Origin of the sequence: Cohaesibacter haloalkalitolerans, from assembly GCF_003574655.1 — a bacterium.
Lineage (GTDB): Bacteria > Pseudomonadota > Alphaproteobacteria > Rhizobiales > Cohaesibacteraceae > Cohaesibacter > Cohaesibacter haloalkalitolerans.
The window spans coordinates 314,388-336,346 of record NZ_QNUM01000005.1; the positions used below are offsets into that span (position 1 = coordinate 314,388).

Sequence of the window (21,959 nt, forward strand, 5' to 3'; positions counted from 1 at the left end):
GACAAGTATGACAAGGAGGCATGACTGAAATGGTTAATGAATATTCTTGGTTGTGAAAAACATGCTGAATTCACAACATAATTACAAGTTATGTGTGGCTGAAACGGAAAAATGAAGCCGGAGATTTTAGTCAATTTTGTCCGGTTTGTTCAGATTCTCGACACTGTGTCCTGCCGATTCGATTGCCATGATGATTTCGTTTGCATGCGCGGCGTCTCGTGTTTCAATCGTGATGTCGATGGAAGCACCCTTCACCGGAACATTGAGGAAGGTTCGATGGTGGTCCACCTCCAGGATGTTGCCGCCACGGTCGCCGATGATCTTGGCCAGTTCAGCAAGAATGCCCGGGCGATCCGGGATGGTGATGCGCAGCCCGACGATCTGCTGCTTGCGGCCAAGTTGCCGGACGATGATGGACGAAAGCAGACGCGGGTCGATGTTGCCGCCGCCGAGGACGAGACCGACCTTCTTGCCCTTGAACCTTTCCGGTGTGGCGATGACTGCGGCAAGACCAGCCGCTCCGGCCCCTTCGGCCATTGTCTTCAGGTAGGTGGCATAAGCGTTGATGGCCCGCTCGATGTCCCGTTCGGTAACCAGCAGCACATCACTCAGCAGTTCGGCGGCGATGGCTGCGGTCAGCTTGCCTGCCTTCTTGACGGCGATGCCTTCGGCCAGCGACTGCCCGCCGCAATAAAGATCGGTCTTCTTCAGCTCATTATACATGGTCGGGTAAAGCTCGCTCTCCACACCGATCACCTCGATCGCCGGATTGATGGCCTTGGCCGCAATGGCAATGCCCGAGATCATTCCGCCGCCGCCAATCGGCACGAGCAACACTTCAAGGTCCGGCACATCGGCTAGCATTTCAAGGGCAATGGTGCCCTGACCAGCAATGACCTGATAGTCATCGTAGGGGTGAACGAATGTGAGACCGCGCTGGGTGGCAAGCCGCATCGCGGCTTCCCCGGCCTCGGCGACCGTCTCTCCCTCCAGAATGACCTCGGCACCAAATCCCTTGGTGGCTGCCACCTTCACGAATGGCGTGAATTCGGGCATTACGATGAGGGAAGGTATGCCGAGGCGCGTTGCATGCAATGCGACTGCCTGGGCGTGATTGCCTGCCGACATGGCAATCACTCCACGTTGGCGTTCCTCTTCTGTCAGGGACAAGAGTTTGTTGAGCGCGCCGCGTTCCTTGAAGGCGTTCGTAACCTGCATGTTGTCGTATTTGACGTAGATGTCTGCGCCCAGTTCGTCCGACAGCTGCTTGGCTGGCAGCGTCGGGGTGCGCAGAACAGCCCCCTTGATGGCTTCGGCCGCGCGCATGATGTCTGAAAGGGTCGGGCGATTGGGAAGGGAGGAATGATCAGACATGAATCGGCTCGCTGGGTTTGGCTGCAAGATGCTTTGGGGCGGCATTTGGTGGGCGGCAAATATGCGCAGACAATGCCTTAACAGACGCACGCTTTCAAATGAATTTGCGGCAACCATCACATGCAGGTTTGCCGGTGAGAGGAGTATAGCACCGAAATTTTGTGGGATTTCTCATGCTTTTAGTCAAGGAGGGACGTTTTTTGGTTGATGGCCGGACAATGGACTGTCTTGTCCCATTGCTCTGGGTTAGGGTTCGCCGCAAGAAAGACGCGACAAAACAGGCGCGTTGAAAAGACAAGTGGAGCACTGCGTGACCGAGATCGTATATGAATTGCTTGCTGGCGATGAGCTGGCGGAAACCCTTGAAGACCTTGCAAGCGTCTTGCATGCCTGCGTGGAAAACGGCGCCAGCGTCAGTTTCATCCAGCCGTTCGAGCTCGCGGACGCCCAGGCATTCTGGGCAAACAGTGTGTTCCCGAAAGTGGAGGCAGGCAGCACCGCGCTGTTTGTTGCGAAGTCGGATCATCGCATCGTCGGCACTGTTCAGTTGCAGACCGAATTGCCCCCCAATCAGGCCCACCGTTGTGAAGTCGCAAAACTTCTGGTGCACCCGGACTATCGCAAGAAGGGCATTGCCACAACGCTGATGGAGTTGCTGGAACAGGAAGCCCGTCGCCTTGGCAAGAGCCTCATCACGCTCGATACGCGATCCGGCGACCAGGCCGAACCACTTTATATCTTGCTCGATTACAAGATCGCTGGCCGCATTCCCAATTTTGCCCGGGCAACCGACAGCGACCGGCTCGATTCCACGACATATATGTACAAGATCCTCGATCCGAACCTCATGTAGGCCCGGATCGTTGAAGGTGTTGCCCGGAGCTGGCCGGATTACTTCTCCCTGTTACTTCTTGAGAGCCTCGGCGATGGTCGGGGCGAAATAGGTCAGGATGCCGTCGGCGCCAGCGCGTTTGAAGGCCAGCAGGCTTTCCCACATGACGCGCTCTTGATCGAGCCAGCCATTCTGGCCCGCTGCACACAGCATCGCATATTCACCCGAGACCTGATAGGCGAAGGTCGGCATCGAGAAGGTGTCCTTGACCCGTGCCAGCACATCCAGATAGGGCATGCCCGGCTTGACCATCAGCATGTCGGCGCCTTCCTTGATGTCGAGCTCTGCCTCAAGCAGGGCTTCATCGGTATTGGAGGGGTCCATCTGGTAGGTCTTCTTGTCGCCCTTGAGGGTGGCATTGGCGCCAACGGCATCGCGGAACGGACCGTAGAAGGCCGAGGCATATTTGGCCGTGTAGGCCATGATCAGCGTGTCCTGAAATCCGCCGTTGTCGAGGGTTTCGCGGATCGCACCGACGCGTCCGTCCATCATGTCCGATGGCCCAATGATGTCGGACCCTGCTTCTGCCTGCACCAGAGCCTGCCGGGTCAGTTGGTGGACGGTCAGGTCGTTGATGATCTTGCCGTCGCGCATCAAACCGTCATGGCCGTGGCTGGTGTAGGGGTCGAGCGCCACATCAGTCATCAGACCGACTTCCGGCACTTCTTTCTTGATGGCGCGCAGAGCACGACAGATGAGGTTGTTCTCGTTGAGCGCCTCGTTGCCATCGTCATCCCGCAGGGCAGGGTCGGTGTAGGGGAAGAGGGCAATGACCGGAATGCCGAGCTTTGCTGCCTTCTCGGCTGCTCGCACAGCGTTGTCAACCGTGAGGCGATTGACCCCCGGCATCGAACTGACTGGCTCAATGGTGTTTTCGCCGTCCATGACGAAGATCGGCCAGATGAGATCATCCACAGTCAGCACATTTTCCCGGATCAGGCGCCGGGACCAATCGGCGCGACGGTTACGGCGCATGCGCCGCCCTCCGGTGATGCCGCTGACATCATAAACAGATGTTTGAGGGGAAGCCTTGGAGGAGGGGGAAGAGTTGGTCATGACAGAATTGGTCCTTGAAAAGGGTTCAGCCAATCAGGCGCCTGAACTGTCGCGGCGCTGCTGACCGAAATGCGTCGTAGGGAAGTTGCCCCATGCTAACCACATTCCGTCGCCAACAAAACTGACCAATTCGTAATGATCACCACTCTGTTGAAACTGATGGCCAACTCCTCGCCAACGGGTTCAGGTCGTGTCCGCCGTCTTGAACCCTGTTCAAAGACTGTTTAAGGAAAGACCATGTGCCAAAACGCTTTTTGCGAACTTGGCTACGGACGCCCGGCATCGGTTCGGCTGTCCTTTTCCGCCCGCAACGAAGCGCAACAAGATGTGCTGCAAAGAGAGCAAGACCATGAATGACATCCTTTTTGAGAAACGTGGCTGTGTGGGGCTGGTAACACTGAACAGGCCCAAGGCGCTCAATGCGCTGACGCTTGACATGATCAAGGGGCTGGCGGAGCAACTCGAAGACTGGAAACAGGATGATGACGTCAAGGCAGTCATTCTGACCTCGGCAAGCGAGCGTGCCTTTTCCGCCGGTGCAGACATTCGCTTTGTCTACACCTGCAAGGGCAACCCGCCTTACGAGTTCTTCAGCACCGAATACAAGATGAATTGCTCGATGGCTTCCTATCCGAAGCCCTATATTTCTCTGGTCGACGGCATCGTCATGGGCGGCGGGGTCGGGCTCTCTTGCCATGGCCGCTATATTGCCGCTGGCAGCAAGACCACATTTGCCATGCCGGAAACCGGCATTGGCTTCTTCCCCGATGTGGGCGGAGCCTATCTGCTGCCGCGCTTGCCCGGCAAGGTCGGCATCTATTGCGGCATGACCGGCGCGCGTCTTGGTCAGTCCGACTGCCTGAAATTCGGTCTTGCTACCCACGCAATCGGGGCAGAATCCTTCCCGGAGATCATCAAGCAGATCGCCAGCGGCGCAGCGCCCGAAGAAGTTCTGGCCCGTCATGCCGGTGTCGCGACCGGGGAGGGACTTGATGATGAAACCCTGGTCGTCATTGCGGAGGCCTTTTCTGGCGCTTCGGTCAAGGAGATCATTGCGCGGCTAGAAGCAAACCCGGCTCCATTCGCCAGACAGACGCTGGATCTGCTGCGGTCGCGCTCGCCGCTATCCGTCCACATAGCCTTTGAACAGATGCGTCGTGGCGCATCCATGTCCTTCAACGCGTGCATGCAGATGGAATATCGCATTCTTGAGCGAATTCTTGATGGCAGCGACTTCTATGAGGGCGTGCGAGCCACGATCGTCGACAAGGATGGTGCGCCAGCATGGCAACCGTCCACCTTCGAGGCCGTGACCGAAGAAATGGTTTTGTCACATTTTCTGCCGCTGGAGCAGCAACGCGAATTGTTCAATCGGCCGTAGAAAGATAGACTGCCCAAAGGCGACTCGCAAAGGGCCGCTGCCTTCGAACCTGCTCTCTTTCATGCGCCTGAAGCGCCAACGCTGAATAGAAAACGCAATGACCCTCAGACTGACCGACGCCTCTCCCAAATACTGGGGTGATAATCTACCGTTCTGGTTGATCGTTCTGGCTCGTCTGGGGAGTCTTATTCTCATGCTGACAGGATTGTTCTATTGGGCGGACATTCTGGGCGTGTTCGGTGAGAGTGGTCTGGAACGGGGCATGTGGATTGCTCCCGCCGCCCGCGTGCTGCTCGCTTGTTCCTTTCTGATCGCATCTGTTGGCGTCTGGCAGCTTTCCTTCTGGGGGGTGGTGATGTGGGTCCTGAGCGCCATCACACAGACCCTGTCCATCGCTCTTATCGATGACTTCTCCGCCTATGCCTCGGTGATAACCATCGTGCATCTGCTTGCCCTTATCATCCTTGCGGCCTGTTGTGGCTGGCTCGTTTACCGCTCGACGAGACCGCAGGATGTTTGACGGCGAATTCAAGGATTAACGCAATAGCCGACTTTTCAGGCTATTTCGGACGTCGACGGGCTGCTTTTAACGAGAGCTGTCTGGACAATGGGGAAAATTGGGCCCTGTTTTGCCATCATGCACCGTTTATCCCATAAAACTTGTCTCAGTCTGTAAAGACTTTGTTTGCAATTTCCGGGTGCGTGTCTGTTGAGCGGCGGTCTTTATCTGATATTTTGTGCGCTTTTCAAGTTGTGTCCTTGTATTTCTACGCAATAGAAGCCGAGTTTACAGATCCCCCTAACCAGTTATTTACCAGCAATTCAAAACTAGACGCAATTTAGGTACAATTGGCGCGATTAGCCCTTTGTTAAGGCTGTTGCTTAAGTAGATTTTATTTCGCCGCATATATTTTGGGTTCAAAGACGGGCGAACCGTCACTCCAAGTCAAAAATCAAAAACGAGGCTCAAACATATGATTACGTCACAACGCGCAGTGGAAACAGTCAGTGAAGCTGAGGGCGAGGTAGAGTTGAAACCACTCTATATGGACGCACTCAGACTCGTGGAGCGTCTGCACCGCAGGCTTCTTGATGTCATCAAGGACGAATTTGAGCGCCGCGGAAGAACCGACGTCAACAGTGTACAGGCCTTGCTTCTGTTCAATATTGGCGATTCGGAAGTGACAGCGGGTGAATTGCGCTCTCGCGGGTATTATCAAGGCTCAAACGTGTCCTACAACCTGAAGAAGCTGGTTGATATGGGCTACGTCAATCATGAACGGTCTCGGGTGGATCGTCGCTCGGTACGGATTTCCCTGTCCGACAAGGGCGTTGAAGTGCGCCAGATCGTCAGTGAGCTTTACGAACGCCATATCGCTACGATCGAACAGGTCGGCGGTATTGCCAACGAAGATTTCATGGTCCTCAACAAGTCCCTCCAGCGTCTCGAACGCTTCTGGACTGATCAGATCCTGTACCGTCTTTAGAATGTTATCCAAAATTCTGCCCGCAAAGAGGTAGTTGAAAGGTGCATGTACAGTGAGCCTGGTCTGCACTGATGATCCTTGTGAAACGCTGAACAAGACAGCTGATCGCGACAAATTCAGTCTGTCTTGATGATGTTCAAGTCTGACCAACACCAGTTTCCCTCGCAAGGGTCATCCTTGCGAGGTTTTTTTGTTGCTCTTCTGCAATAGTCGAACAGCATTTCATAAACGTGATCGGTTCACGCTGCATTCATCCAGAATTTGCCACATTCTCCTGCAAATTGATTTTTCTGCGAAAAAGAGTTTTTCAGTTATGCGGTAATAATTGTCTGGCTAAGCTCTTTTGGCCCTTCAAACATTTGCCATGGATCATTAAACTGACCGTTGCTGGAAACAAAATTCCTGTTTGATCGTTTAATGAGTATCCAAACTGTTTGGGCTTTTGATAAAATCGAGTTTGGCAGCTCGCCGGGTTCATCGCGAAGATTCGGCGCACATGCATTTATGGCGAAAGAGATCATGAAGAATTCAAAACCGGGGTATAGTGAGATCGTGACAAGTCAGAAGATGAACCGCCGTACATTCCTGACGACAGGATCCCAGCTTGTTGCAGCTTTTGCGACGGCGGTTTCAACGCCGGCCTTTGCGCAGGGTGCCAATCCGATCGACGAAATTCTCAACCAGAGCCCGGTGGAGTGGGGGGATCGCTTTGACACTCCCGGCCAGACCGTCGCTGCAGTTCGGACCGCCGAGCCGACCCTTTCGCCTTCAACGGCCACCAATATCGAAAACGCCATGCAGATGTATTACAGCATCGTGCAGCGTGGTGGCTGGCCGATTGTTCCTGATGAAAAGGCGATGCGCCTTGGTCACAAGTCCCCGGGGGTTGCCGTTTTGCGCCAACGCCTGACCATGTCTGGTGATTTGATTCAGAATGTCGGTGTCGCCGATGTTTTCGATTCCTATGTCGATGCGGCCGTTCGGCGCTTCCAGTCCCGCCATGGCATCCATCCCGATGGGGTCATCGGCAAGGAAACCTTTGCCGCAATGAATGTGCCGGTGGAAGTCCGTCTCAGACAGCTGGAAACCAACCTTGTGCGTGTGCGCTCGCTGTCCGGTTTCCTTGGTAAGCGATATGTCATGGTCAATATTCCTGCCGCCGAGATCGAGACCGTTGAAGATGGCATGGTTCATTCCCGTCACACGGCCGTGGTCGGCAAGATCGATCGCCAGACCCCAATTCTGGAAAGCAGCATTCACGAGATCAACTTCAACCCCTATTGGCACGTTCCGGCCAGCATCATTCGCAAGGACCTGATCCCGAAGATGCAGAAGGATCCGAACTATCTTCGTGATAACAAGATCCATATCCGCGATCTGAAGAACAACATCGAGCTCGATGCCTCGCAAGTGGACTGGACGACCAACGACGCCCTGAACTACCAGTTCCGTCAGGAACCCGGTGCAAAGAACTCCATGGGGTCGATCAAGATCAACTTCCACAACAAATATGCGGTCTATCTGCATGATACGCCGTCAAAGACCCTGTTCGGCAACAGCTATCGTTTCCATTCTTCAGGCTGCGTGCGCGTGCAGAACGTCCGTGAATTCGTGGTCTGGGTGCTCGAAGATACGCCCGGCTGGGATCGCTTTGCCATTGACGAAGTGATCAAGTCTGGCGAGCGGGAAGACGTGCAGGTCAAGGGCAAGGTGCCCATCTACATGACCTACATTACCGCATGGGCAACCAACGAAGGCATGGTCCATTTCCGTGAGGATATCTATGACCGCGACGGGATTTCTGCCCTGAGCCCGGTCACCACCGCACAGACACAGGGTTGAGCAAGCATGACGCAGCCGCAGCCAGGCGAGATCTACATTGAATTTGTCTCGGTCGGACAGCAGGTCAAGGCGATAGCCGTTGACGCTGCGACCGGGGTGGAAGTCAGTGTTTTCGGACCTTCCAGCGTTTCCCAGCGTGATTTGCAGGCGCTTGCCGTACGCAAGCTCAAGCGGCGTCTGGAGCAATTGGGCCATAGCTGACGGCTGCTCCTGCTGGCCGCGCGGTGGCCTTCCATCCTTCTTTCTATGCATCAGTACCGGAGGTGGAGAAATCCGTCTTGGGTTTGCGCTTCTAGTGTGCTAAATCGACTGCACGATAAATTGTTTGGCGCAATTTGGTGAACATGGTGTTGCCGAAATGCGCACAATGTTGATGCGATCAGCCAAATATTAACGGCAGACTCGAGGGGCCATTTGTGATAGCAAATTGCCTCTAGTTCTGATCCATGATCGCCCAACAAACGCGAAGGGGTAATGTTCCATGTCAGCAAACGAAGGTGCCAATTCGGGAGCGATTTTCCCAGAATTCTTCACCCGCGATCTCGTCAACTCCGATCCGGCCGTAGCCGCTGCCATTGCCAGCGAACTCGGTCGTCAAAAGCACGAGATCGAATTGATCGCTTCTGAGAATATCGTGTCCAAGGCAGTCCTGCAGGCGCAGGGCTCTGTTATGACAAACAAATATGCAGAAGGTTACTCGGGTCGTCGTTACTATGGTGGCTGCCAGCATGTTGACGTGGCCGAAAACCTCGCGATCGAACGTGTGACCAAGCTGTTCGGCTGCGAATTCGCCAACGTTCAGCCGAACTCCGGGTCTCAGGCCAACCAGGCTGCCTTTATGGCGCTGATCCAGCCGGGCGACACCATTCTGGGCATGAGCCTTGATGCCGGTGGTCACCTGACCCATGGCGCCAAGCCGAACCAGTCCGGCAAGTGGTTCAACTCCATCCAGTATGGGGTTCGCAAGCAGGATGGCCGTATCGACTTTGACCAGATCGAAGAACTGGCCAAGGAACATCAGCCCAAACTGATCATCGCCGGTGGATCTGCCTACAGCCGCGAATTCGACTTCAAGAAATTCCGCGAAATCGCTGATTCTGTTGGTGCATATCTCATGGTGGACATGGCGCATTTTGCTGGTCTCGTCGCTGCAGGCCTGCATGAGAGCCCGTTCCCGCATGCCCACATCGTCACCTCCACGACGCACAAGACCCTGCGTGGTCCGCGCGGTGGTCTCATCCTGACCAACGACCCGGAAATCGCCAAAAAGGTCAACTCGGCTGTGTTCCCTGGTCTGCAGGGTGGCCCGCTGATGCACGTCATTGCCGCCAAGGCTGTTGCCTTCGGTGAAGCGTTGACCGACGACTTCAAGGTCTATGCAAAGGCCGTCAAGGACAACGCACAGGCTCTGGCCGACACCCTCTATGCAGGTGGCGTTGAGCTGGCTGCTGGCGGCACCGACAACCATCTGCTGCTCGTCGATCTGCGCCCGAAAGGCCTGACCGGCAAGGTGGCCGAGGCTGCTCTTGGCCGTGCCTACATCACCTGCAACAAGAACGGCGTGCCGTTCGATCCGGAAAAGCCGACGATCACCTCCGGTATCCGCCTCGGGACCCCGGCCGGTACGTCCCGCGGCTTCGGCACCGAAGAATTCAAGCAAATCGGTAAAATGATCATCGAAGTGCTTGACGGTCTCGTTGCAAATGGCGAAGAAGGCAATGGTGCCGTAGAATCGGCAGTGAAAGAAAAGGTCATCGCGCTGACCAACCGCTTCCCGATCTACCCGGACCTTTGATCGGGCAGGCAAGGGCAGGGCAGTCGTTGACCTTGAAGGTGCAATGACTGCTGCGGCCATATGGTCAGGCTCTTATTTGTGAGGTCGAGTTATGAAATGTCCCTATTGCGGTTATGACGATACCCAGGTCAAGGATTCTCGCCCCACGGAAGACAATACGGCGATCCGCCGCCGCCGCGTTTGCAGCGGTTGTGGCGGGCGCTTCACCACCTTCGAGCGCATCCAGCTGCGTGAGCTTTCGGTGATCAAGAGAACTGGCCGCAAGGTCCCGTTCGATCGTGACAAGCTGATGCGGTCTGTTCAGGTTTCCCTGCGCAAACGTCCCGTTGAAGACGACAAGGTAGAACGCATGGTGTCTGGCATCGTGCGGCAGCTTGAAAGCGCCGGTGACGCCGAGGTGCCTGCCGAACACATCGGTAATCTGGTGATGGAAGGGCTCAAGGGGCTCGACGAAATCGCCTATATCCGCTTTGCGTCGGTTTACAAGAACTTCAAGGAAACCAAAGACTTTTCCGACATGCTCCACCAGCTGTCAAACGAGCGTCCGCTTGACGAGGATCTGGAAGACTAGGGCATTTCAGCTCTGAAAGTGACTGGCGCGATGGGCTTGAGGGATGTACTCTCGCCGCATTGAATTCCGGGACGGGGCGTTTTGTGCCTCGTATCACCAACAGACGGCACTGCATGGAATACTTCTCGCTCTCTTTCTCCGATGACCAAATGATGGACCTGGCGCTGCGCCTAGGGCGTCGTTGTGCCGGGGCAACTGCGGAGAACCCAGCGGTTGGTTGCGTCATCACTGCCTCAAGGGAAGGCAGCTGGGAGATCGTCGGTCGTGGCTGGACGCAAAAGGGCGGCCGCCCCCATGCCGAGCGGGTCGCTCTCGCAGAAGCCGGACCTCTCGCAAGAGGCGCAACTGCCTATGTCACCCTTGAACCATGTTCCCACCATGGCAAGTCCCCGCCCTGCGCTGAGGCTCTGATCGAGGCTGGTGTTGCGCGAGTTGTCTGCGCCCATGCTGACCCGGATAGCCGGGTTGCCGGGCGCGGGTTCGAGATGCTGCGCAAGGCTGGCATTGTCGTCGAGACCGGGCTTCTGGAGGCCCGTGTCCATCGTCATCTGAGCGGATTTCTGTCCCGCACGGTGCGCGGAAGACCTTGGCTTCAGGCAAAGATGGCCTTCTCTCCCGATGGCATGATCGGCAAAATGGGCGTGGGAAATTATCCCGTGACGGGCCCTGAGGCCAAGGCCAGAACCTATGGCCTCAGAATGAAGGCTGATGCCATTCTTGTTGGAGCCGACACGGTTCTCATTGATGATCCGACCCTGACTGTTCGACTGCCCGGACTGGAGGACACCTCACCGATTCGTGTTGTGCTGGATGGTCGCGCTCGTGTGCCGTTTGATGCGCAACTGGTGACAAGTGCTTCGGCCGTGCCAACATGGGTCATGACCGCGATGAGTGCACCGGAGGATTGGTGCAATGCGATGGAGGCGAGGGGATGCACGGTGCTGCGCGTCAAGGCGACGGCTGCTGGCCATGTTGACTTGCTCGCCGCACTTGAGGCACTGGCAGCGCGCGGTATAAACACCATATTTGCCGAATGCGGTGCCGCTCTGTCCCGGGCTCTGCTCGAAGGTGGGCTGATTGACGAGTTTTTCCTCTATCGCGGCACCACCCCCATCGGAGTTGATGGCCTTGTTGCGCTGACCGGAGAGCCGGAAGCAGCGCTCGCCAGCGCAGGATTCATATTTGAAACGTCCCATCGGTTGGGGCAGGATAAACTCAAGACCTTTGTCCGGTCTGCGAGTTTGAAAAGTCTATACGGAGGCTAAAAGCCATGTTTACCGGAATCATCACTGACGTTGGCGAAGTGCTCGAACAGAAGGCCATCCCCGCCGGTCAGCGCATCAGGATCGCGACGCATTTTGACCCCGAAACAATCGCTCTGGGCGCATCCATCGCCTGCAACGGCGTTTGCCACACCGTGGTGGCGACCGGCACTCTGGATGCTGAGCGCAACTATTTCGAGGTAGAATCCGGCAAGGAAACCCTTGATCTGACCAATGCTTCCGGTTGGAAGGCTGGAACAGCCATTAATCTGGAACGCTCCCTCAAGATGGGCGACGAGTTGGGTGGCCATCTGGTGCTTGGTCATGTTGACGGTGTCGCCGAAGTCGTCGAACGGGCAGACCATCCTGATAGCGTGTTCTTCAAGCTGCGGGCACCGGGACAGCTGGCTCGCTTTATCCCCCAGAAGGGCTCGGTTTCCCTTGATGGTACGTCGCTGACGGTCAATGATGTTGACGGCGATGATTTCACCATCTTCCTCATTCCCCATACGCTGACGCATACCGCATGGAAGGAAAAGCAGGTTGGCGACAAGATCAATCTCGAGGTCGACATGATGGCGCGCTATGTCGCACGCCTCAATGAATATACGCCATCGTAGAATTCTGATACTAGATTGCTGAGTACAAATGCGGGGCGATTTCAACGCCCCGTCTCGCCAAATAAAGGCCGAATATTGGCCGAATAAAGGAAAGAAACATGGCCGAGAAAATCAGCATCGCAACGCCAGTCCGTTTCTCCGATCCCTTGCCCGAAGCCGTCGATGTCGCCATCATTGGCGGCGGGGTGATCGGTATTTTCGCTGCGCTCTATCTGGCACGCGCGGGCAAGAAGGTGTGTGTTCTGGAAAAAGGACGCATCGCCTGTGAACAGACCTCCCGCAACTGGGGCTGGATCCGGCAACATGAACGTGACGAGGCCGAGCTGCCCGTCGCCATGGAGGCGCTGCGCCTCTGGAAAGAGGCTGACGCCGAGGTTGACGGTGCCACCGGGTTTGTTACCACGCCGATCAACTATCTGGCCTCCACCGAGAAGGATCTGGCTGATCTGGAAGACTGGATGGCAATCGCCGAGAAATACGGCGTCAATTCTGTTCGTCTGACCCGGCAGCAGGTCGCAGATCTGTTTGGCGGCCTGTCAAACGGCCAGTGGGCCGGCGGCACATCGACCCTTGATGATGCCCGCGCCGAGCCATGGGAAGCGGTGCCAGCCATTGCCAGACTCGCGCATGAGGCAGGCGTCGACATTATCGAGAACTGCGCTGCACGATCGCTGGAAATCGCGGCGGGAAGGGTGGTTGGCCTGCATACCGAGAAGGGGCTGATCAACTGCGAGCAGGTGGTGGTTGCCGCAGGGGCATGGTCCTTGCTGTTTGCTCGCAACCACGGGGTCTCCTTTCCGCAACTCTCTGTCTGTCTCACTGCGTCGCAAACGGCCCCGATGCCGAATTTTACCGATCAGAACAGCGCCGATGAGGACTTCGCCCTGCGTCGCCGCAATGATGGCGGCTACACCATTGCAGTGTGCGATGGCAATGACTTCTTTATCGGGCCTGATGCCTTCCGCAGTTTCTTCAAATACATTCCGCTGCTCAAGGAAAGCTGGGATCATACCTTCCTCAATCCGTTTGCACCGAAGGATTTCCCCGACGCATGGACGACCAAACGCTCCTGGGCGCCGAATGAGGAAACACCATTTGAGCGCTGCCGTGTGCTCGAACCGGCTGCCAACATGAAGTATGTCAATAAGGCTGTCGCGGACTTTGCCACGCGGTTTCCTTCTCTCGGCAAGCCGACCATCGTCCAGTCATGGGCCGGGATGGTGGATGCCTTGCCGGATGTCGTGCCGCTCATCGACCGGATCGACTCGCTTCCGGGTCTGATCGTGGCCACCGGCTTCAGTGGCCACGGGTTCGGGATTGGTCCGGGGGCGGCGATGATCGTCAGGGATCTGGTCCTTGGCGACACGCCAAAGCACGATATCGCCCGCTTCCGTTATTCGCGTTTCACGGACGGATCGCCTATGATTCTGGGGCCTGCGCTGTAGGCTGGGGCCTATTCTCTGGCGGCAAATTGCGGGAATAGCTGCCATGAGCGGAAATATGTCGGTCAAAGTGCGATAAGCCCTTGACGCTTCCCGTGTCCGATCCGATGTTGATCGGTGAATTTGCAACAAATAGCTGGACAAGTGACAGCGGACATGGTTTGACAGGCAACCCTACGGCCCAAGTCGCGCCGTGTCCCCCAAGCCTTCGGATGGAAAACATGACCAAGGAAAATCCAAACATTCTGATCATCGAAGCCCGCTTCTATGAAGATCTGGCAGATGAACTGGTCCGTGGCGCTGTTGAAGCGCTCGAAGAAGCCGGAGCGACGTATGAGCGAGTGGCGGTGCCAGGCGTGCTGGAAATTCCTGCAGCCCTGTCCATGGCCATGGCCGCCGTTGAGGATGGATACGCCGACTATGATGGCTATGTTGCTCTTGGTGTCGTGATCCGCGGTGAAACGACCCATTATGACATCGTTTCCAACGAGAGCGCCCGCGCCATCATGGATCTGGCCGTCGAAGGCTGCATCGCGGTTGGCAACGGCATTCAGACCGTTGAAAACGGCAAACAGGCTTGGGCGCGTGCACGCGTTGAGGAAAAGGACAAGGGCGGTGCTGCTGCCCGTGCAGCGCTTGCCATGATTGAAATACGAGAGAAGTTCGGAATCGAAGAATGAGTGAACAGGAAAAGACTGTCCGCCCTGCCAATAAACGTGGCTCAGCCCGATTGGGGGCCGTTCAGGCCCTCTATCAGATGGATGTCGGCGGAACACCGCTGACCGAGGTGTTGCAGGAGTTCGAGCTTTACCGGCTTGGCAAGGAGATCGATGACGAACTCTATCTTCCTGCAGACTTTGCCTATTTCAAGGACATCGTCAGCGGCGTGGTGCGCGAACAGAGGACCCTCGATCCGTTGATCAACAACACGCTGCAGAAGGGATGGCCTCTGGTCCGCATCGACCAGACCATGCGCGCCATTCTGCGCTGTGGCCTCTATGAAGTGATGTTCCGCAAGGATGTACCGGCTCCGGTGATCCTGTCCGAATATATCGATGTCGCAAAGGCCTTCTTTCAGGGCGATGAACCCCGGATGGTGAATGGTGTCCTTGATGCTCTGGCTCGAGGCACCCGGTCCGATGAAGTCAAGGTCAAAGAGTAAGACAAGATCTGGAGCGGCCGATGGCCAACAGTCCAAAGCGCCTCGGCGAAAGCGAACTGATCAGGCGCTATTTTGCGCCGCTCTGCCACCCGGACATGTCGTTCGGGTTGAGCGATGATGCCGCCTTTCTGCGGTGTGATGCCGACCAGCAGCTTGTCCTGACAAAGGACATGCTGGTTGCGGACGTGCATTTCTTTGCCGATGACGATCCTGCTCTCATTGCCCGCAAGGCACTAAGGGTCAATCTGTCCGATCTCGCATCCAAGGGCGCAGAGCCTTTGGGGTATCTGCTGGGCCTCGGCCTTCCCACCAGTTGGGATGAAGACTGGCTCAAACGCTTCTGCGAGGGCCTGCAGCTTGATCAGGAAAGCTTCGCCTTTCCGCTGATTGGCGGCGATACGGTCAAAAGCCCCGAGCGACTGACCCTTTCTATCACGGCTTTTGGTCAGGTACCTCGTAGCAATACCATCCTGCGGATGAATGCCGCTGTCGGCGAGGTGGTTTATGTCACCGGCACGATTGGCGACAGCGCCCTTGGCTTGCTTGTCCGCAGGGAGCCGGACCAGTATCCGTCCGTTGCCGCCTTGGACCGGGCGTTTCTAAAGGACAGGTTTCTGCTGCCACAACCAAGGCTGTCGTGTCGGCAATTGATCCGCAAGTTCGCCACCGCCTCGATGGATATCTCCGATGGCCTCATCGGCGACGCGCAGAAAATGTCCAGCGCTGCTGGAAAGGCTTTGTTGCTGGACAGTGGATCCATTCCGCTGTCCCAACCGGCAAAAGCCATGATCGGCTCATCGACCGACCTCCATGAAATTGCTCTGACCGGCGGCGATGACTATGAACTGCTGTTCTGCGCCCGGCCGGAAGATCACGAGGCGCTGATGGCAGAAGCACACAGTCTCGGTGTCTCGCTTTCGCGTATCGGACGTGTGGCGGAAGGTGAGGGCGTGCGATTGCTCGACAGCGCAGGGCAGGATATCCCCCTTTCACACGGCAGTTCCTACGAGCATTTCTGACAGCGTCTTTTTTCCCGCCATCTTGGCGGAATGGAACCGCTTTCCCCGGACAATGCCAATGAAAAAGGCCAGACACTTGCATGTCCGGCCTCGAAACCTGTTGCCATGTTGGCGGATTAGTTCACGCCAGCCCCGATCCCTTCAACAAGACGGCTGAGGAACTGCGTGTCCTTACCACCGGTTGGGGTAACCTGACGGGAGAAGTCAAACAGCTTGCCATCCTTGAGGCCATAGCGCGCGGTGCGGGAAACGCGCTGCTCGTCGTCAAAATAGACCGCGACAACGGTCTGATCTACAGGATAGGAGCGCATGAAGGCAACCGGCTGCTTGCGCGTCTGCGAGATATAGTAGAACACCTCGCCGCCAAAATCAGCGGTGGTTGACGGCGTGCCGAGCGTCAGCATCACCTGTTCGCGGCTGGCGCCCTCGGTAATCTGGTCAAGCGTATAGTCGGAAGGAACAAAGCCGTGAATCGACGTCGTTTCGGTGAAGCAGCCTGAAAGCAGAACCGTGCTGAGGCAAGCGGCCAGACCTGCGGCTCTCACCGGAGAGAACAGCCATTTGGCTTTTTGAATGCTTGAGCCGTAAAAACCTGAGCGAACGTTGCGCATAGAGTAAGCTACTCCTCGTATTTAATGATCCACATGCTCCGATGGGCATGCATCCAATTCCAGTATCAGGCAAAATGCCAGACACGAATGGAAGAGAACAGGCATAAGTCCAAGACCACCCGAAAGTATCGCTGCCTTTTCAACCATATTTCCTTTAGTCGGTATCTCGTTTGAACAAAAAATGCAATCATTGTGAAATGCTTGGCAGTAATTTATAGCTCAGAGCGCTCAATTCCGGTCGGATATTGAGCAAGACGTCTCGGACTGGTATTGGGCAACCTTCTCGGGTATGGCCACGAAACTGCAAATGGAAAGTGCCTCATGATTTTCAAGCTGTTCCAAAAACAATCCCGCAAGGAAGATATTGCGGATGACCTCTACAGACAAATCGTGGCGGCTGCGAGGCAGACCGAGTTCTATTTGAGCTATGGCGTGGAAGATTCTGTTACCGGACGATTTGAAATGATCATCCTCTTCGCCTACACCTTTTTTCACCGGCTCAGAACCGAGGACGAAGGCGCGCGCGAGCTGGGACAACTGGTTTTCAATCGCTTCTTTCAGGACATGGATGATTCCCTCAGGGAGCAGGGCGTTGGAGACCTTTCCATCCCCAAGAAGATAAAGAAGATGGCCCAGTCCTTTTATGGCCATGTGGAAGCCTATGACGCGGCGCGGGAAAAAGGGCCGGATGCACTGGCAATTGCGCTCGCCCGCAATATATATGCCATGGAAGATGGATCTCGCCCAGAAGCTGCCGGATTGGCGGTCTATGTAGAGGCCTGTGAAGAAAAATTGAAATTGCAGTCTGTGGAAGATTTCAGTAAAGGTAGGCTGCATTTTCCCGAAATCGGGCCGTTTCAGACAGTCTGAGTGGCTGGCTGACTTGGCTCGGCAAGACGATCGCAAGGGCCTTTGCAAGGCGAGATCAGTGAGAAGGCCTCTCCTTTGATGGATGAGCGGCGCCCTGATATGTTGCTGGCAGGTCCGTGATCGATCCATAACTCAAGAGCGCCCTCAAGGTGCTTTGCCACCCGGAAGTAGACTACATTCATGTCTAAAAAATCCACAGAACCAGAGTTCGCCCCGCGCGCACCTGTGCTGTCCCTGCCGATCAATGTCGCCAGGTTGAAAAGTCTTGGTGAAATGGTGAAGGCCTCGGCCGATGCCGAAGGGTGCGAAGAGCTGAAAAGCCGCCTCGGCATACTGTCTGTCCATGACTACTCCGTCGAAGCCAAGGTCACCCCGTGGAAAAAGCGTGGTGTCCAGATCGAAGGCGTTGTTCGGGGGGAAGTGGAACAGGCCTGCGTGGTTACCCTCGAGCCGGTTCTTGAACAGATTGATGAACCCTTCAGGGTGACGCTTGTGCCGAAAGGGTCGGAATTTGCCAAACGGGCTGTCGACCACAGCACGATGAGCGAAATGGTCATCGACCCGGAAGGGGATGACCCGCCCGAGGAATTCGAGGGCGAGGAAATTGACGTCGGGCTTTATGCAGAGGAATTCTTTGCGTTGAGTCTGGATGATTATCCACGTGCACCCAATGCCCGGTTCGCAGGCCACATCGAAGATGAGGCCGCGTTTGACGGGTCGGAAAATCCTTTTGCTGCCTTGGCTGTTCTCAAGGAAGATAAGCCAAAAGACCAGTAGTGCGGGAGTCTTGGGGACGTTTTCCAAATAATGCGGTTGTTTCTTGCCCGAATTTGGATATTGTCCCTGCAAATATAGTTATCGACCTTTGGATGATGCTTGGGCCATGATGGCCCATCATTTCGGCTGTTGCTTCTCTTGAGGCTCGGTTGGTCGATCAGGCGGGATAGAGTGATCTGGAATGTCCGAAGTAATTAATATTTCGCTGGATGTCATGGGTGGGGACAATGGCCCTGCTGTCGTCCTTGAAGGTGCAGACATCGCGCTGGTTCGTCATCCTGACGTGCGCTATCACCTCTTCGGCGATCAGGAGATCGTTGAAAGCCTGCTCGAAGATTATCCGCGCGTCAAGCAGGCCAGTACCCTGCATCATTGTGAAGTTGTCATTCAGATGGATGAACGGCCCAGCCAGGCGCTGCGCAGAGGCCGCGGCAAATCCAGCATGTGGCGGTCCATCGAGGCCGCCCGCGATGGTGTTTCCAGCGTATGCGTCTCCGCTGGCAATACCGGTGCGCTGATGGCGATGTCCAAATTCTGCCTGCGCACCATGGCCGACATTGAACGCCCGGCGATTGCCGCTATCTGGCCAACGCTGCGCGGCGAGAGCATCGTGCTCGACGTTGGCGCCACGATCGGTGCCGATGCTCAGCAGCTTGTGGATTTTGCCCTGTTGGGTGGCGCCATGGCCCGTGCCCTGTTCGGTATCGAACGGCCGACCATCGGTCTTCTCAACATTGGCGAGGAAGACGTAAAAGGCCTTGACGAAGTCAAGGAAGCTGGCCGTATGCTGCGCGAATTCGAATTCCCGCAGTTCCAGTACAAGGGCTTTGTGGAAGGCAATGATCTGGGCACCGGAGCGGTTGACGTTGTGGTGACCGAAGGGTTTGCCGGGAACATCGCTCTGAAGACGGCGGAAGGCACGGCAAAACAGCTGGCCGAATATCTGCACTCGGCGATGAGTCGCACCTGGATGGCCAAGCTTGGCTATCTGTTTGCCCGGTCTGCTTTCCAGCATTTGCGCACCAAGATGGATCCGCGCAAGGTCAACGGTGGTGTATTCCTCGGGCTTAACGGCATCGTCATCAAAAGCCATGGTGGAACTGACGGGGAAGGGTTCGCCTCTGCCATCAGTCTTGGCTATGACATGGTCAAGAATGGTCTGACCGAGAAGATCGAACAGGATCTGTCTGTATATCATAAGAACCGTAATGTGTCTGACGAGGAGAACGCATAAGTGAGCGTGACAAGGTCTGTTATCGTAGGATCCGGATCCTATTTGCCGAAGAAAATTGTTACAAACGAAGATCTGGCCAAATTCGTCGACACGTCTGACGAATGGATCCGGCAGAGAACAGGCATTGAGCAGCGCCACTTCGCCGCGGAGGGCGAGTTTACCTCTGAACTGGGTTACAAGGCTGCCCTTGAAGCGATCAAGAGCGCCGGAATCGACGCGCAGGAAATCGATCTGATTATCTGCGGCACAGCGACGCCGGACAATACCTTCCCGGCAACCTCCGTTGCCATTCAGAACATGCTCGGCATTCATCACGGCGCGGCCTTCGATCTGCAGGCCGTCTGCTCCGGTTTCGTCTTTGCCCTGTCGACTGCCGACATGTATCTGCGCTGTGGCAAGGCCAAGACCGCGCTGGTGATCGGTGCAGAAACCTTCTCCCGCATCCTTGATTTTGAAGACCGCACCACCTGCGTGCTGTTCGGCGATGGTGCCGGGGCCGTAGTGCTGCGCGCCGAGGAAGGAACCGGCGAGGTTTCCGATCGTGGCATTCTGACAAGCCATCTGCGTTCGGACGGCCGGCACAAGGAGAAGCTGTATGTTGATGGTGGTCCGTCTACCACCCAGACAACCGGTCATCTGCGCATGGAAGGCAAGGAAGTCTTCAAGCACGCGGTTGGGATGATCACCGATGTGATTATCGATGCTTTCAACGAGACAGGCCTTGACGCCAATGATCTGGACTGGTTCGTACCGCATCAGGCCAACAAGCGCATCATCGATGCCAGCGCAAAGAAGCTGAACATTGCGCCGGAGAAGGTCGTGACGACGGTCAACCTGCACGGCAACACCTCAGCCGCCTCCATTCCGCTGGCTCTCGATACGGCAGTCAAGGACGGTCGCATCAAGAAGGGCGATCTGGTTCTGTTCGAAGCCATGGGCGGCGGGTTTACCTGGGGATCGATTCTGCTGCGTTGGTAGCCTCGGGCGATAAAAATCGTTGTGCGGCAAAGAAGACCCGGGTGTTCGTAATGCTTGTGGAAGTTTGGCTGTTGCCTGATTGTGTTGCAGAGCCGGATTTTGCCAGCAGAAGTGACAACACAACAAAATATTAGCCATTTTCAGGATCACTAGTCTATTTGTGAGGCAGTTTTGGCAGTCCAAAACTGCCTCACTTGTATCAATTCTACTCGCTATTGAAAACTCTACCGGCTTTTGATTTTTTAATGCGCATATGTGTCTATTTCATCAACGAATTGCCTTGTTTTATACGCAGTCTTGCAGTTGACGTGAGTCAATAACGGAAATACTCTGCTCCAACGAGATGAGTCACATAAATCCTTTTCAGAGTGAGGTTTGCGACATGGGGGGCAAAACGGTAACCCGGGCAGATTTGTGCGAAGCAGTCTATCAGAAGGTAGGTCTGTCGCGTACTGAATCCGCAGAGCTTGTCGAGATGGTGTTGGATGAAATGAGCAACTGCCTTGTTGAAGGGCAGCAGGTAAAGCTCTCCTCTTTCGGCACGTTTTTCGTCAGAGACAAGAACGAGCGTATTGGTCGAAATCCAAAGACCGGGCAGGAGGTTCCCATTTCTCCCCGGCGGGTGATGGTGTTCAAGCCATCCAATGTTCTGAAAAAGAAAATCAATGACTCTTTGGCGCCGGAAGAAGCTGACTAGGCGTTTCGGTCCAATCAGGAGCAGGATTTTATAGCGGATTATTGGGTCTCTACACGGAGATTTCGGAGGATGCTTGTGGTCTCATGACCTCGGGCGGAGGAGTCTTTTCGTACTATGGGCTGTGTGGGGGCGATAATGATTGACAGGTGGGTATCTTGCGAAAGAGTCCTGATGCATTCAGAACAATAAGCGAAGTTGCGGAAGACCTCGATCTTCCGCAGCACGTACTGCGCTTTTGGGAAACGCGTTTCTCACAGATCAAACCGATGAAAAGAGGTGGTGGTCGCCGGTACTATCGTCCCGACGACATCGATCTTTTGCGCGGAATTCGCCATTTACTCTACGATCAGGGCTACACCATAAAGGGTGTCCAGAAGATCCTCAAGGAACAGGGCATCCGGCAGGTCATCGACGCTGCCGATCCTGAAGGCGAGGGCCGTGACGCCGAAGGGCAGTCGCCCTCTGATGCCAGACAGATCTCGGATGCCTATCCGGCAGCCAGGCATGTCATTGAAGAAGGTGGTCCGGTGCATCGGGCCCTGAACCCGGCTCCAGCACAGCCCGTCATTCGGGCTGAGGTGTCAAACACGCCTGTCCACACAGCTGAGAGACAGCCAGAGCCGCATTCCGTCAGCTCTGTACCTCAGGTGGAACCGGCCCACCAACCGGTTCATACTGTGCCGACGCCCGGTATGGTGCGCCAGCCGACTGCTCCGCAGACGACAGCTCCGCAGATGACGCATCCGCATGAGCAGAGCCCTGTCGCGCAAGTGGACGACGGACTGCGCAGCGAAGGCACTCCTGAACAATCGAACATGATAGATTTTCGGACGCATCCAAAGCGTTCGGAGCAGGGGCCACAGCCTCATCAGCCCTATCCGCCACATGT

Annotated in this window: 22 protein-coding genes and 1 pseudogene; 20 read left to right on the forward strand and 3 right to left on the reverse strand. The window is 55.8% G+C overall.

What is annotated here, in order from left to right; all coding sequences use genetic code 11:
• Positions 1-126: 126 nt before the first annotated feature.
• On the reverse strand, positions 127-1,374 hold the full coding sequence (locus DSL70_RS14560; RefSeq protein WP_119308665.1) for a threonine ammonia-lyase: 1,248 nt from the start codon (positions 1,372-1,374) through the stop codon (positions 127-129).
• Positions 1,375-1,684: 310 nt separating this feature from the next.
• Between DSL70_RS14560 and DSL70_RS14565 the strand changes: the two genes are divergently transcribed.
• Positions 1,685-2,227: a GNAT family N-acetyltransferase gene (locus DSL70_RS14565; RefSeq protein ID WP_119308828.1), complete on the forward strand. Its 543-nt coding sequence runs from the start codon at positions 1,685-1,687 to the stop codon at positions 2,225-2,227.
• 51 nt (positions 2,228-2,278) lie between these two features.
• Here the strand turns inward: DSL70_RS14565 and hemB are convergent, their stop codons facing one another.
• Positions 2,279-3,241, reverse strand: coding sequence for a porphobilinogen synthase (gene hemB / locus DSL70_RS14570; RefSeq protein WP_245418235.1), 963 nt, complete (start codon positions 3,239-3,241; stop codon positions 2,279-2,281).
• 430 nt (positions 3,242-3,671) lie between these two features.
• Between hemB and DSL70_RS14575 the strand changes: the two genes are divergently transcribed.
• From DSL70_RS14575 to thiL, 13 genes are all read left to right on the forward strand, one after another.
• Positions 3,672-4,703 (forward strand): enoyl-CoA hydratase/isomerase family protein, encoded by a 1,032-nt coding sequence (locus DSL70_RS14575; protein WP_245418226.1) that lies wholly within the window; start codon positions 3,672-3,674, stop codon positions 4,701-4,703.
• A 97-nt stretch (positions 4,704-4,800) separates the two neighbouring features.
• Positions 4,801-5,223 carry a DUF6163 family protein gene (locus DSL70_RS14580; RefSeq protein WP_119308667.1) on the forward strand — a complete coding sequence of 141 codons (423 nt, stop codon included), beginning with the start codon at positions 4,801-4,803 and terminating at the stop codon, positions 5,221-5,223.
• Positions 5,224-5,677: 454 nt separating this feature from the next.
• Positions 5,678-6,190, forward strand: coding sequence for a transcriptional regulator LdtR (gene ldtR, locus DSL70_RS14585; RefSeq protein ID WP_119308668.1), 513 nt, complete (start codon positions 5,678-5,680; stop codon positions 6,188-6,190).
• Between the two features lie 519 nt (positions 6,191-6,709).
• Positions 6,710-8,032: a L,D-transpeptidase family protein gene (locus DSL70_RS14590; protein ID WP_245418227.1), complete on the forward strand. Its 1,323-nt coding sequence runs from the start codon at positions 6,710-6,712 to the stop codon at positions 8,030-8,032.
• A 6-nt stretch (positions 8,033-8,038) separates the two neighbouring features.
• Positions 8,039-8,233 carry a DUF6898 family protein gene (locus tag DSL70_RS14595; RefSeq protein WP_119308669.1) on the forward strand — a complete coding sequence of 65 codons (195 nt, stop codon included), beginning with the start codon at positions 8,039-8,041 and terminating at the stop codon, positions 8,231-8,233.
• A gap of 280 nt (positions 8,234-8,513) precedes the next feature.
• A complete protein-coding gene (gene glyA / locus DSL70_RS14600; protein ID WP_119308670.1) occupies positions 8,514-9,827 on the forward strand; it encodes a serine hydroxymethyltransferase in 1,314 nt (437 codons plus the stop codon).
• Between the two features lie 91 nt (positions 9,828-9,918).
• On the forward strand, positions 9,919-10,398 hold the full coding sequence (nrdR, locus tag DSL70_RS14605; RefSeq protein ID WP_119308671.1) for a transcriptional regulator NrdR: 480 nt from the start codon (positions 9,919-9,921) through the stop codon (positions 10,396-10,398).
• Positions 10,399-10,511: 113 nt separating this feature from the next.
• A complete protein-coding gene (gene ribD / locus DSL70_RS14610) occupies positions 10,512-11,663 on the forward strand; it encodes a bifunctional diaminohydroxyphosphoribosylaminopyrimidine deaminase/5-amino-6-(5-phosphoribosylamino)uracil reductase RibD (RefSeq protein WP_119308672.1) in 1,152 nt (383 codons plus the stop codon).
• 5 nt (positions 11,664-11,668) lie between these two features.
• On the forward strand, positions 11,669-12,280 hold the full coding sequence (locus tag DSL70_RS14615) for a riboflavin synthase (protein WP_119308673.1): 612 nt from the start codon (positions 11,669-11,671) through the stop codon (positions 12,278-12,280).
• Positions 12,281-12,378: 98 nt separating this feature from the next.
• Complete coding sequence (locus DSL70_RS14620; RefSeq protein ID WP_119308674.1) at positions 12,379-13,725, forward strand: NAD(P)/FAD-dependent oxidoreductase; 1,347 nt, start codon at positions 12,379-12,381, stop codon at positions 13,723-13,725.
• A 218-nt stretch (positions 13,726-13,943) separates the two neighbouring features.
• Entirely contained in the window at positions 13,944-14,402 is a 459-nt protein-coding gene (gene ribH, locus DSL70_RS14625) for a 6,7-dimethyl-8-ribityllumazine synthase (RefSeq protein WP_119308675.1), read from the forward strand.
• Positions 14,399-14,884, forward strand: coding sequence for a transcription antitermination factor NusB (nusB, locus tag DSL70_RS14630; protein WP_119308676.1), 486 nt, complete (start codon positions 14,399-14,401; stop codon positions 14,882-14,884). Before ribH ends, nusB begins: the two co-directional genes overlap by 4 nt.
• Positions 14,885-14,904: 20 nt before the next feature.
• Positions 14,905-15,903, forward strand: coding sequence for a thiamine-phosphate kinase (gene thiL, locus DSL70_RS14635; protein WP_119308677.1), 999 nt, complete (start codon positions 14,905-14,907; stop codon positions 15,901-15,903).
• A gap of 116 nt (positions 15,904-16,019) precedes the next feature.
• Here thiL and DSL70_RS14640 read toward each other — a convergent pair whose 3' ends face one another.
• On the reverse strand, positions 16,020-16,514 hold the full coding sequence (locus DSL70_RS14640) for an outer membrane protein assembly factor BamE (RefSeq protein WP_119308678.1): 495 nt from the start codon (positions 16,512-16,514) through the stop codon (positions 16,020-16,022).
• Between the two features lie 321 nt (positions 16,515-16,835).
• Between DSL70_RS14640 and DSL70_RS14645 the strand changes: the two genes are divergently transcribed.
• The 6 genes and pseudogenes from DSL70_RS14645 to DSL70_RS14670 form a co-directional block, all read left to right on the forward strand.
• Positions 16,836-17,384, forward strand: coding sequence for a ubiquinol-cytochrome C chaperone family protein (locus tag DSL70_RS14645; protein ID WP_119308679.1), 549 nt, complete (start codon positions 16,836-16,838; stop codon positions 17,382-17,384).
• A gap of 180 nt (positions 17,385-17,564) precedes the next feature.
• The gene (locus DSL70_RS14650) at positions 17,565-18,161 is read left to right on the forward strand and encodes a YceD family protein (protein WP_119308680.1); all 597 of its coding nucleotides are present in this window, start codon (positions 17,565-17,567) and stop codon (positions 18,159-18,161) included.
• A gap of 181 nt (positions 18,162-18,342) precedes the next feature.
• Positions 18,343-19,395, forward strand: coding sequence for a phosphate acyltransferase PlsX (gene plsX, locus DSL70_RS14655; protein WP_119308681.1), 1,053 nt, complete (start codon positions 18,343-18,345; stop codon positions 19,393-19,395).
• Complete coding sequence (locus tag DSL70_RS14660) at positions 19,396-20,373, forward strand: beta-ketoacyl-ACP synthase III (protein WP_119308682.1); 978 nt, start codon at positions 19,396-19,398, stop codon at positions 20,371-20,373.
• Between the two features lie 382 nt (positions 20,374-20,755).
• Entirely contained in the window at positions 20,756-21,070 is a 315-nt protein-coding gene (locus DSL70_RS14665) for an integration host factor subunit alpha (protein ID WP_119308683.1), read from the forward strand.
• 155 nt (positions 21,071-21,225) lie between these two features.
• A pseudogene (locus DSL70_RS14670) lies at positions 21,226-21,480 on the forward strand (MerR family transcriptional regulator); the annotation flags it as partial.
• Between the last annotated feature and the right edge of the window lie 479 nt (positions 21,481-21,959).

What these genes read in the sequence shown, in the direction of transcription:
- plsX (WP_119308681.1), top strand. Translation starts at nt 18,343, where the DNA reads ATGTCCGAAGTAATTAATATTTCGCTGGATGTCATGGGTGGGGACAAT.
- hemB (WP_245418235.1), bottom strand. Translation starts at nt 3,241, where the DNA reads ATGCGCCGTAACCGTCGCGCCGATTGGTCCCGGCGCCTGATCCGGGAA.
- glyA (WP_119308670.1), top strand. Translation starts at nt 8,514, where the DNA reads ATGTCAGCAAACGAAGGTGCCAATTCGGGAGCGATTTTCCCAGAATTC.
- DSL70_RS14650 (WP_119308680.1), top strand. Translation starts at nt 17,565, where the DNA reads ATGTCTAAAAAATCCACAGAACCAGAGTTCGCCCCGCGCGCACCTGTG.
- DSL70_RS14645 (WP_119308679.1), top strand. Translation starts at nt 16,836, where the DNA reads ATGATTTTCAAGCTGTTCCAAAAACAATCCCGCAAGGAAGATATTGCG.
- DSL70_RS14640 (WP_119308678.1), bottom strand. Translation starts at nt 16,514, where the DNA reads ATGCGCAACGTTCGCTCAGGTTTTTACGGCTCAAGCATTCAAAAAGCC.
- DSL70_RS14560 (WP_119308665.1), bottom strand. Translation starts at nt 1,374, where the DNA reads ATGTCTGATCATTCCTCCCTTCCCAATCGCCCGACCCTTTCAGACATC.
- DSL70_RS14580 (WP_119308667.1), top strand. Translation starts at nt 4,801, where the DNA reads ATGACCCTCAGACTGACCGACGCCTCTCCCAAATACTGGGGTGATAAT.
- DSL70_RS14665 (WP_119308683.1), top strand. Translation starts at nt 20,756, where the DNA reads ATGGGGGGCAAAACGGTAACCCGGGCAGATTTGTGCGAAGCAGTCTAT.
- thiL (WP_119308677.1), top strand. Translation starts at nt 14,905, where the DNA reads ATGGCCAACAGTCCAAAGCGCCTCGGCGAAAGCGAACTGATCAGGCGC.
- ribH (WP_119308675.1), top strand. Translation starts at nt 13,944, where the DNA reads ATGACCAAGGAAAATCCAAACATTCTGATCATCGAAGCCCGCTTCTAT.
- ldtR (WP_119308668.1), top strand. Translation starts at nt 5,678, where the DNA reads ATGATTACGTCACAACGCGCAGTGGAAACAGTCAGTGAAGCTGAGGGC.
- DSL70_RS14575 (WP_245418226.1), top strand. Translation starts at nt 3,672, where the DNA reads ATGAATGACATCCTTTTTGAGAAACGTGGCTGTGTGGGGCTGGTAACA.
- DSL70_RS14615 (WP_119308673.1), top strand. Translation starts at nt 11,669, where the DNA reads ATGTTTACCGGAATCATCACTGACGTTGGCGAAGTGCTCGAACAGAAG.
- DSL70_RS14590 (WP_245418227.1), top strand. Translation starts at nt 6,710, where the DNA reads ATGAAGAATTCAAAACCGGGGTATAGTGAGATCGTGACAAGTCAGAAG.
- nusB (WP_119308676.1), top strand. Translation starts at nt 14,399, where the DNA reads ATGAGTGAACAGGAAAAGACTGTCCGCCCTGCCAATAAACGTGGCTCA.
- DSL70_RS14595 (WP_119308669.1), top strand. Translation starts at nt 8,039, where the DNA reads ATGACGCAGCCGCAGCCAGGCGAGATCTACATTGAATTTGTCTCGGTC.
- DSL70_RS14620 (WP_119308674.1), top strand. Translation starts at nt 12,379, where the DNA reads ATGGCCGAGAAAATCAGCATCGCAACGCCAGTCCGTTTCTCCGATCCC.
- ribD (WP_119308672.1), top strand. Translation starts at nt 10,512, where the DNA reads ATGGAATACTTCTCGCTCTCTTTCTCCGATGACCAAATGATGGACCTG.
- nrdR (WP_119308671.1), top strand. Translation starts at nt 9,919, where the DNA reads ATGAAATGTCCCTATTGCGGTTATGACGATACCCAGGTCAAGGATTCT.